We start from the raw sequence: 9,941 nt of genomic DNA on the forward strand, positions 1-9,941 counted from the left end.
AAAGTGCCCCTATCCGGGCGTGGAAGGGGCACTTTCTGCACACTCGGACGGGCGGCTCGGCGGCTCGGACGGGCGGCTCGGACGGGCGGCTGGCGCCGGCGTCGGGGGCGCCCCACAGCGGGCCGGGCGGGGTCGCGACAATGTCCCAGGCGCGCTGCGAGCTCGCCGCCGAGGCCGCCTCGCCGGCGCCCCCTCGGGTGTCGATATGTGAGTAGCGATGAGGTGAACGTGGTCGACTCAGTCCGTGACTCCAGTGCCCCGACCGACGCCGGAGGCCCGGCCGGCGTCACGATCGAACGCGGCCGGGAGCGGCGCGTGATCGCCGGGTGGCCGCCGGCGGGCGTCCGATGACGGCGACCCCGGCCACGGAGCCGTCGAACGAGCTGTCCACCACCCTGTCCACGGTGCCGACCGACGGGCTCGCCGGCCTGGTCGGTCTGGCCGACCGGGCCGCGGCCCTGGTCCCCGAGTCGGGCCGGGCGGTCCTGGGGATCGTCGGTGCGCCGGGGTCGGGCAAGAGCACGCTGGCCGAGCAGTTGCTGGCGGCCCTACGGTCGAGCCACGGTCCGGACTGGGTGGCGCACGTGCCGATGGACGGCTACCACCTGGCGGACGCGCAGCTGCGCCGCCTCGGGTCGCTGGACCGCAAGGGGGCGCCGGACACCTTTGACGCGGACGGGTACACCCACCTGTTGGGGCGGGTGAAGGCGGATCCGGACTCGTGGATCTACGTCCCCGGCTTCGAGCGGGAGCTGGAACAGCCGCTGGCCGCCGCCCTGGTGGTGCCCCCGGCCGCGCGGCTGATCATCACGGAGGGCAACTACCTGTTGCTGGACACCCCGTCCTGGCGGGCGGCCCGGGATCGGTTGGACGAGGTCTGGTACGTCGCCACGGACCCGGGGCTGCGGCAGGAGCGGCTGGTGCAGCGGCACATCCAGTTCGGGAAGGCGCCGGACGCCGCCCGCCACTGGGTGCTGACCGTCGACGAGCCGAACGCCGTGCTCATCGACGAGGGCGCCGCCCGGGCGGATCTGGTCGTGGACAACGGACCGCACGGGTGCCAGCTCGCCGGGAGCTGACCGCCGGTCGGACCCCGCCCGTCGGCGCCGGTGCACCGCGGTCGGGCGGCCGGATGACGGGGTGCGTGGGCGGTGGTGCCGCCCGTACCCCTGACGCCGTCCGGCCCGTCCCGGGTCAGGGGTGCAGGTCGGCGTCCGGCTCGGTCCGCCGCCAGGAGTGCAGCGGCACCTCCAGGCCGGCCCGGGTCGGCGCGCAGACCAACGGGCCGGCCTGTGCGTCCAGCTCGGCGGCGAACGGCACCACCCGGACCAGCTGCAACGGTCCGCCGCTGAGCCCGGCCCGCACGGTGATCGCCGTTCCGTCCCGGCTCACCCGGACCGTGATCCGCCGACCGACCCAGTCCGGCACCGGGGCCAGCGACCAGTCCGACATGCCATGGGTGACCACCGCGCCGAGCTGGCAGCGGCCGTCGGCGAACTCGACCCCGGCCTTGATCCACCGTTCTGGGCCCACCCGGACGAACACGCCCGCCTGATCGAACTGCTCGCCGAACGCCGCGGTGAGCTCCACCTCCACCGCCGACCGGTCCGGGAAGGGCGCCAGCAGGGCGTGCTCGCTCTCGTGCACGAACCCGTACGAGGTGAGCCGCCAGGCGTCGCTGCCGGCGACCGCCGTCACCAGCAGGTCGCCGTCCTGCTCCCGGGTCGCAACCGGGGGATGCGTCCACCGGCCGTCCGACCAGGCCATCTCGGTCATGCGCGGGTCGTCCTCCTGCCGTCGTCCGGGGCGGGCCTCGGCGGGCGGGCGCGGGCTTCCCGCCCCGACCCGGTGCCGGCCGCCGACCCTACCGGCCGGCCGGACCCGGCGTCGGAATCGGCGACGAATCGGGCGCCCGATGCATCCGGGCAGGCGGGGTCGCCGGTACTGCAGATGCCGGAGCCCGACGGTGTGATTGCCCCACGTCGTGGGTACCGGAGCAGGGGCGCGACGGCAGAGCCCCGAGTCCACGACACCACGCGAGCCCGCTGCGCCGGAACAGGGCCGGACCAGGGCCGGAAAGAGATCGCCCCCATGTTGATGTCCCTCTCCCTGACCGATGCGCTCGCCCAGGTGCGGGACGCCCCGTTCCTGCTCGACGCGATCCGCTCGTCGGATGCCCTGACCGAGGCCGCCGGTCGCGACGGCGGGCCGGTCGCGGTCAAGCTCCTCGGCCGCGCGATCGAGGACACCGACGACCAGCTGACGGCGATCGCCGCCGTGCACGGCCTCGGCGCGGTGTTCGACGACGGCGCCGCGGCCCGCCTGTCCGGCCTGCTTTCGGACCCGCGGACGTTCCTGCGCGAGCATGCCGCCTGGGCCCTGGGGTCCCGCTCCCCGCGGCTGGACGCGATCGGTCGGCTGGTCGCCGGGGTGGCCGCGGGCGGCTTCGCCACCGTCATCAATCAGCGGGCCCTGCGCCGGTGGGCGCAACTCGCGCCCGACCACATCGCGCTGGCCCTGGAGGGCGCGCTGCTCTCGCGCGACGACGCCGCCGGCCGGGCCCGGCTGATCGACACCCTGGGCCTGGTGCCCGGCCCGATCTCGACCGCGGCCCTGCTGCGCATCGCGGCCGACGAACGCGAGCCGCTGCGCCCCCGGCAGGCGGCGGTGGCGGCACTGGGCGACCGGCCGGCCGACCCGGGGGTCGTCGAGCTGGTCACGCGGCTGGCCGCGGGGTCCGGTGAGCTGGCCGGGGTGGCCCGGCTGGCCGCGTTCGACCTGGCCGGTCCGACCGGCGAGCGGGTCGGTGGCGGTTCCGGTCTGGCCGTCGCGCAGATGTTCCTGCACGCCGACCTGGACCGCGAGCTCTCCCGGGCCGGGGCCGGGGACAACGGCGGCATTGCCACGATGCTGGTCCGGCTGGGCGACGCGCTGGCCGACGAACCGGGCATCGATCGGGTGCTGACCCTGTCCCGCGGGTCGGTCGAGGCGGCCGTCGCCGCGCTGGACGAGCCGGCCGAGGCGCACGTCCTGGCCCCGGTTCCGCTGCTATCCGAGCCGACCGACGCGGCGAACGCCTGGCCGCTGGCCGTCGCCGCCGAACGCGGGATCCGGCGGGCGTTGACCGCCCACGGCCGGGTGGACGTGCTGCACCTGCGGATGGCCGACGTGGGCAGCATGGCGGCCGCCGCGGTCGCCGCCCGGCTCGGCATCCCCACCGTGTTCACCCTCGCCCCCGACCCGCACGCCGTCATCCACGCCCTGGACATGACCGGGGCGCTGACCCGGGGCACCTTCGGCACCGTCGACGAGCGCGAGCACTACTGGTTCCGCACCGACCTGGTCGCCCGGCTCGCCGCCGGCGCGCAGCACCGCGTCCTGTTCCCCCGGCCGAACCTGCGCTCGCAGCTGCGGGACCTGCTCGGCCTGGACATCGACGGCGACCTCCAGGACGGCGTCGACGGTGATCCCGAGCGGTCCGCCGGGACGCCCGGACCCGGCCAGGGGGGCTACTCGGTGGTGCCCGAGGGCATCGACATCACGGTGGCCGCGCGCGCTCTGGACGACGTCCGCGCCGCTGCCCACCCCGCCCTGACCGAGCTGGCCGAGCTGGTCGCCGCCCTCCCCGAGCACCGCCGCGGGCTGCCGCTGGCGGTCAGCGTCGGCCGGCTGCACCGGGTCAAGGGGATGGCCACCGTGGTCGAGGCGTGGGCGTCGGACCCGACGCTCCCGCAGCGGTGCAACCTGCTCATCGTCGGCGGCGATCTGGCCGAGCCGTCCGTCGACGAGCGGGAGCAGTTGGGCCTGATCGCCGGCGTCGTCGATCGCCATCCGGCGGCGGCCGGCGGGCTCCTGCTGCCCGGGCATCGGCCCAACGACGTCGTGGCCCGCTGGATGGCGGCCGCGCACCTGGGTCTGCCCGGCGTGATCGCCCCGGGCGGCGCCTACGTGTGCGGCAGCCTGAAGGAGGAGTTCGGTCTGGCCCTGGTGGAGGCCATGGCGATCGGGCTGCCGGTCGTCGCGCCGGACCACGGCGGGCCGGCCACCTACATCGAGGACGGTGTCACCGGGTTCCTGGTCGACACGCGGTCGCCGCGCGCGGTGGCCGACGGGCTGGCCTGCGCGCTGGAGCTGACCGGCCGGCCCGGCGCCGCGCAGCGGGCGGCCCAGGCGCGGGAGATGGTGCACGAGCGGTTCACCCTGACCGTGATGGCCCGGACCCTGTCCGGGGTGTACGCGGGCGTCGGCGCGCCGGTGGCCGGGTGATCGGGGCATGACGCTGCTGGTGATCAGCCCGGACTACGCCTCCCACCTGTTGCCCCTGGCCACCCTGGCCACCGCCTGGCGCGACGCCGGGGAGCGGGTGGTCGTGGCCAGCGGGCCGGCAACCGCGGCGGTGACCGCCGAGTTCGGGTTCGAACGCGTCGATCTGCGGCTCGGGCGCGGCTCGAATCCCGGCGTCATCCGCGCGCAGGAGCAGGTCGCCGGGGAGGACGAGGCCCTGCGGGGCTTCTTCGCGGCGACCCGGCACGGGATGGTGCCGACGCTGCAGTACCAGGCCGATGCCCGGCGCAACGACCTGCTCTGGGAGCCCGTGGCCACGGCGCGGCGGGTCCTGGCCGTCGTCGACGAGGTGCGACCGGACCACGTCGTCGTCGACCACCTGGCGTTCAGCGCCCGGCTCGCCCTGCTGGCCGGCGCCGTCCCGCACGCCGACGTGGTGCTCGGTCATCCCAGCGCGCTGCCGGTCGGAACCGAGGTCTACGGCTACCCACCGGCCTGGCCGGCGGCCTTCACCCCGGACCCGGACGAGCTGGCCGCCCTGCACCGGCGCTGCGACCAGGTGCGGAACGCGTTCACCGCCGAATGGAACGCGGCGTTGGCCGAGCTGGCACCCGGGCTGAGCCCGTCCGCCGACGCGTTCGCCGAGCACGGCGAGCAGGTGCTCCTGAACTATCCGTCCGCGCTGCACGATCCGGCCCGCACGGCGCTGCTGCCGCCGCACGCGTTCCTGGGCTCCGCGGTGCGGGAGCAGGCGGCGCCGCCGGACATCGCCGCCTGGCTGGCGGCCGACCCCGGGACGCCGCTGGTCTACGTCAGCTTCGGCAGCTTCCTGTCCGTGCGGGCCGACGTGCTGGCCCGGGTGGCCGAGGCGCTGCGCAGCCGGCCGGTGCGGGTCGCCCTGGCGATCGGGTCGGCCGACCGGTCCGAGCTCGGCGAGCTGCCCGACGGGTGGCTGGTCCGTGAGTTCCTGCCCCAGGTCGCGCTGCTCGAGCACGCCGCGGTGACCGTCACGCACGGCGGGAACAACAGCGTCACCGAGGCCCTGACCGCCGGGGTCCCCATGCTGGTGCTGCCGTTCTCCACCGACCAGTTCGCCGGGGCGGCGGCGGCCGTGGACGCCGGGGTCGGGCTGGCCCTGGACCCGAACGCGGCGTCGCCCGCGCAGCTGGGACTCGCGATCGATGAGCTGCTGGACGGTCCGTGCGCCGGTGCCGCGGCGGCCCTGGGGTCGGCCCTGCGGGCCCGGCCGGGGCGGGACGTCGCCTTCGCCGCGATCGCGGGCGGGGCGGTGCCGGTTCGCAGCTGACGTGGGGTCGTCGGGGTGGGGGGCCGAGATTCGGCCGGGCTGTGCCGGGTGGGCGTTGCGCGGTGTGCGGGGGCGCGGTGGTCCAGGGGCTCATCGGGGTGTCCCGCGGAGATCCGGCCGGGCTGAGGCCGTCCGACGGTCCGCGCCCTGGCTTCGTGAACCGGCGCCTGCCGTGCCGGGGCGCCGATCGTGATCGGGAAGGATGGTCGGCGTGAACGAGACGGACAGTCCGCCGGCCGGGGCGCAGGCGGAGCAGCGGGCCCGATGGCGCCGGATCCTCGTGATGCTGGGCAAGATCGCGCTGGTCGTGGGCGGCATCTACCTGGCCGTGCAGGCGCTGCGCGCGGTCGACTGGAGCCAGGTCGGCGACGCGCTGGGCCGGCTCACCTGGTGGGAGATCGGCGTGATCGGGCTGCTGATCGCCGTTCGGCAGACCGTCAACGCGGGCACCCTGCCGATCCTGGTTCCCGGGCTGTCGCTGCCGCACGCGCTGCAGACCGCGCTGTCCGGCACGTTGATCCAGACGTTCACCCCGCCGCCGGCGGACACGGTGCTGCGGCTGTCGATGCTCAAGTCCTTCGGTGTGGAGACCACCCGCGGCGCGGCCGCGCTGGTGCTGGACACCATCGTGTTCTACCTGGCCCGCTTCGTCGCGCCGCTGATCGGCCTGGTGCTGACCCTGTTCGTGCTGCCGCTGGAGGGCATCCAGATCTGGATGGCCGTCGGTGGTCTCGCCGCGGCCGGGCTGCTGGTCTGGGCCATGGTGATGATCTCCAAGGGTGAGACGGCGGCCGGCAACGTGGGTCGCGTCGCCGCGCGGGTGGTCAAGCGGCTGCGGCCGACCGTCGACCCCGAGGCCTGGGCCGCGGCGGTGGTGCGGTTCCAGAAGGAGTCGTCGTCCGGCATCGTCTCGCGGATGGCCCGGGCGACCCCCACGATGCTCGGCTTCATCCTGGTCGACGCGATCGTGGTGATCGTCTGCCTGCGGTTCGTCGGCATCCCCGGCGAGTACGTCGGGTACCTGGCCGTGCTCGCGGCGATGTTCACCCTCTACCCGCTGACGATCTTCCCGTTCGCGGGCCTGGGCGTGCTCGACGCCAGCCTGATCGTGCTGATCAACGCCGAGGGCGTGGCCGACCCGGCGGATCTGGTGGCCGCCCTGGTCATCTGGCGCGCGGCGACGCTGTTGCTGCCCCTGCTGCCGGGCCTGGTGACGCTGGGGCTGTGGCGCCGGCGGCCGGCGGCCAGCGCCGGCGATCCCGCTCAGACGGAGATGTAGGCGCTCATGGTGTGGCTCGCGCCGGGCGCGAGGGTGACGGCGTCGGCCTTGGCGTTGGCGGTCTCGACGCAGACCATCGAGGTCCATTCGTCGTCGCCGAAGTCGCCCATGGCGGCGGCCTTGGCGGTCCACGGGTTCCAGACGATGGCGCTGTCCGACCCGTCCCGGGCGACGGTGACGGTGCGCTCGCCGTCCCGGATCACGGCGGTCGCCGCGGTGCCCTGGAAGGTGCGGTCGACCTCGCCGGCGAACGTGATCGGCCCTTCGAGCACGTGCGGCCCACGGTCGGCGCCGGGCACCATGTCCAGATAGCTCGAGCCGGCCAGGCCGTCGACCTCGGCGCGCCGGATGTCGGCGACCCCGAAGTAGGTGTGCAGGGCCTCTTCGAAGGTGAACGGTTCGTCGCCGGTGTTAGTGACGGTCAGCAGCAGCGCGAGCTCGTTCTCGCCCATCCGCACCCGGTAGTCGCAGGTGAAGGAGTGCGGCCACAGTGCCCGGGTGTGCTCGGTGTCGGTGAGGGCGAGGATCACCTCGACCCATTGGCCGTCGGTGGTCGCACCGACCAGGCCCCACTCGGTGGTGCGGGCGAAGCCGTGCGCCGGGGTGGCGGTGCCGTCCGGGCCGTCGGCGAACCAGGGGAAGCAGATCGGCACCCCGCCGCGGATCGCCTTGTCCGTGCGGTAGACCGCGTGATCGCTGACCCAGAGCACCTCGGTGCCCAGCGGCCGCCAGGAGGTGACGTGCGCGCCGTGCAGGTAGACCTCGCCGGCGCAGGCCGGGACGTCGATCTGCACGACGGGCAGCCCGCTGTGGCCGGTGGTGACGCGCACGCCGTCGGGCAGGGTCTGGTCGGAGGAGGGCACCGTCATGGACGGCAGGCTACCGGCGGGCGCCGGTCCCGACCGGGCCGGCCGCGACGACCGGGCCGGCCGGGTTCGCCCGGAGCGGCCTTCGGCCCGGTCCGCCCTCCCGCGCGGACGAAGTCGTCGACTCCCGTCCCACCCGTCACATTCGGGGGGAGTTCGTCCGCGCCGGCGTTGTTGATCCGCGCGGTCAGGAGGCCGCCGGGCCGGGCTTGGGCTGCCGGCGGGGGACGTCAGGGGGCCGCCGGGCCGGGCTTGGGCATGATGATCCAGGCCAGGAGGTAGGCCAGGATGCCGCCGCCGGCGACGAGGGCGAGCACCACGGCGAGGATCCGGACCAGGGTCGGGTCGATGCCGAAGTAGGCGGCGATGCCGCCGCAGACGCCGCCGATCATCTTGTCGGAGGTGGACAGGGTCAGGCGGCGGTAGGGGCGTTCCGGAGTGGTCATGGGCATGAGTCTGCTGGGTCCGCGGCCGGACCGGATCAGGGGCGACCCCGGATCGGACCCGGCCGCGGCCCCGGAGCGGATCAGGGTCGGTAGTCCTCGATGCCGGGGGCCTCGTCCAGCGCGATCACCGAGCGCAGCCCGGTGGGGGCGGTCGGATCGGCCCTGGACACCGACGACGAGCGGGTCGACGGCAACGCCGATTGCACCGCCAGCGCGAGGTCGGCCGGGCCGAACAGGGAGGTTGCCGGGGCCGGCCCGACCGTGGCCGCGGCGGTCCAGATACCGGTGCGGGTGAGCGAGCGCTCCGCGCAGGCCTGGGCGATCAGCCGGCCCCAGGCGGCGCCGGTCGCGTAACCGTCGAGCGTGCGCACCCCGGCGGTTCCGGCGGCTTCGGGTCCGATGGCGGCGGCGAGCGAGGAGACGGTGACGGCCGCCGGGTAGTCGGACCCGAAGGCCGGCGCCGGCGTGGCCACGAAGAGGCGCTGCCCGGCGGCGGTCACCGCATCGGCCGGCCACGACCCGGGGTCGAATCCGTCGGCCAGGGTGAGCACGGGCACCGCCGGCCCGCCGGTGAGCACGCCGGCCACGGGCGGCGGCGTCACCGGCGCGACCACCGCGCGGACGGCGGGCCAGTCGGCGGCCGCGTCCTCGGCGGTCCGGACCTGCAGGTCCAGACCGTTCTCCCGGGCCCACCAGCGCGCGCCCTGCTCGACGTTCTGCGCGGTCGCCGACCCGTCGGAGAGCACGCCGACGGTGTCGCCGGCGGCCAGGGCGCCGCTGCGCAGCAGGTACTGCAGGCCGTTGATGGCCAGGATGTCGGCGGTCGCCCCGACGACGATCGGCCGGGTCGGTCCCAGCTGGGCTGACGATCCGGTCGGCATGAGGGTGGGAATCTGGTCGGCCGCGATCGACGCGGCCAGCGCGCCCGTACCACCGGCATCGGCCCCGTCCGCGGCGGTGGTCCCGTCGGTGCGGGTCCCGTCGGCCATGGTCCCGTCGGTTCCGGTCGGTGCCGGGCCGGTCGCGCCCGGGTCCGAGCCGGTGGTCGCATCCGAGGCCGGCCCAGCGCCCGGGACGGTCGAGCCGGGCGGCAGGCCGGACGGGCCGGACGTCGGAGCGGGTGCCGCGTCGGTGCCGGACGCCGACGCCGGGTCCGCGTCCGGTCCGGCCTTGAGCAGCACCAGCCCGAGGACCGAGGTGCCGACGGTCCGGTAGGCCGCGGCGGGGTCCGCCGGGATGCCGTCGTCGCCGGCCGCGCGAATCCCGATGCTGCGCCCGCAGAGCCCGCCGCTGCCGTTGACGGCGCGTTGCCAGAGCCGGATCCCGTCGGTGAATCCGGCATCCCGGCCGGGGTCGGCGAGCACGCCAAGGTCGATCGTGCTGTCGGTGACGCCGGGCCCGGTGAGCAGGCCGTCCGGCGTCACCGGGGTGATGGACACCGAGGTGGTGGCCGTGGTCGCGGCGGTCCGGGCGTCCGCGGCCCCGGGAGTGGGCAGCGCCGGGCGGTCGAGCACCGAGGTGCATCCGGCCGCGAGCGCGGCCAGCAGGGCGCCGGCGACCAGCACCGCCGGGCGGCGGCGTGGACGGCGGGCACGGGAACTCACCCGTCCAGCGTCGCATGGTCACGCCGGCGGCCGGGACCGCGGCCGGCGCGGGCCCGGCCGCGGGGGCGTTGTCCCCCGGCCCCGGCCGGCGGGGCCCCGCCGCCCCCCCAGCGCCGGCCGGGGCGCCCGCCGCGGGCACGCCAATGCGGGCCGGCG

The 9,941-nt window shown here is 75.8% G+C and carries 8 protein-coding genes; 4 read left to right on the forward strand and 4 right to left on the reverse strand.

Annotated features, from left to right (window positions below):
* Positions 1-347 precede the first annotated feature (347 nt).
* Positions 348-1,079 carry a nucleoside/nucleotide kinase family protein gene (locus tag ACOJUF_RS25415; RefSeq protein WP_420124591.1) on the forward strand — a complete coding sequence of 244 codons (732 nt, stop codon included), beginning with the start codon at positions 348-350 and terminating at the stop codon, positions 1,077-1,079.
* A 115-nt stretch (positions 1,080-1,194) separates the two neighbouring features.
* On the opposite strand, the gene ACOJUF_RS25420 is transcribed toward ACOJUF_RS25415, so the two are convergent.
* On the reverse strand, positions 1,195-1,776 hold the full coding sequence (locus ACOJUF_RS25420; RefSeq protein ID WP_420124592.1) for a DUF1349 domain-containing protein: 582 nt from the start codon (positions 1,774-1,776) through the stop codon (positions 1,195-1,197).
* A gap of 315 nt (positions 1,777-2,091) precedes the next feature.
* Here ACOJUF_RS25420 and ACOJUF_RS25425 point away from each other — a divergent pair, with 315 nt between their 5' ends.
* The 3 genes from ACOJUF_RS25425 to ACOJUF_RS25435 all read left to right on the forward strand — a co-directional run bounded on the left by ACOJUF_RS25425 (position 2,092) and on the right by ACOJUF_RS25435 (position 6,869).
* The gene (locus ACOJUF_RS25425; protein ID WP_420124593.1) at positions 2,092-4,266 is read left to right on the forward strand and encodes a glycosyltransferase; all 2,175 of its coding nucleotides are present in this window, start codon (positions 2,092-2,094) and stop codon (positions 4,264-4,266) included.
* Positions 4,267-4,273: 7 nt separating this feature from the next.
* Complete coding sequence (locus tag ACOJUF_RS25430; protein ID WP_420124594.1) at positions 4,274-5,590, forward strand: nucleotide disphospho-sugar-binding domain-containing protein; 1,317 nt, start codon at positions 4,274-4,276, stop codon at positions 5,588-5,590.
* A 211-nt stretch (positions 5,591-5,801) separates the two neighbouring features.
* Complete coding sequence (locus tag ACOJUF_RS25435) at positions 5,802-6,869, forward strand: lysylphosphatidylglycerol synthase domain-containing protein (RefSeq protein ID WP_420124595.1); 1,068 nt, start codon at positions 5,802-5,804, stop codon at positions 6,867-6,869.
* Here ACOJUF_RS25435 and ACOJUF_RS25440 read toward each other — a convergent pair.
* The 3 genes from ACOJUF_RS25440 to ACOJUF_RS25450 form a co-directional block, all read right to left on the reverse strand.
* On the reverse strand, positions 6,854-7,738 hold the full coding sequence (locus ACOJUF_RS25440) for a D-hexose-6-phosphate mutarotase (RefSeq protein ID WP_420124596.1): 885 nt from the start codon (positions 7,736-7,738) through the stop codon (positions 6,854-6,856). The genes ACOJUF_RS25435 and ACOJUF_RS25440 overlap by 16 nt on opposite strands.
* A 227-nt stretch (positions 7,739-7,965) precedes the next feature.
* Positions 7,966-8,181 carry a PspC domain-containing protein gene (locus ACOJUF_RS25445; protein WP_420124597.1) on the reverse strand — a complete coding sequence of 72 codons (216 nt, stop codon included), beginning with the start codon at positions 8,179-8,181 and terminating at the stop codon, positions 7,966-7,968.
* A gap of 80 nt (positions 8,182-8,261) precedes the next feature.
* On the reverse strand, positions 8,262-9,785 hold the full coding sequence (locus ACOJUF_RS25450) for a hypothetical protein (protein ID WP_420124598.1): 1,524 nt from the start codon (positions 9,783-9,785) through the stop codon (positions 8,262-8,264).
* Positions 9,786-9,941 lie beyond the last annotated feature (156 nt).

The organism is Nakamurella sp., from assembly GCF_048594475.1.
GTDB lineage: Bacteria > Actinomycetota > Actinomycetes > Mycobacteriales > Nakamurellaceae > Nakamurella.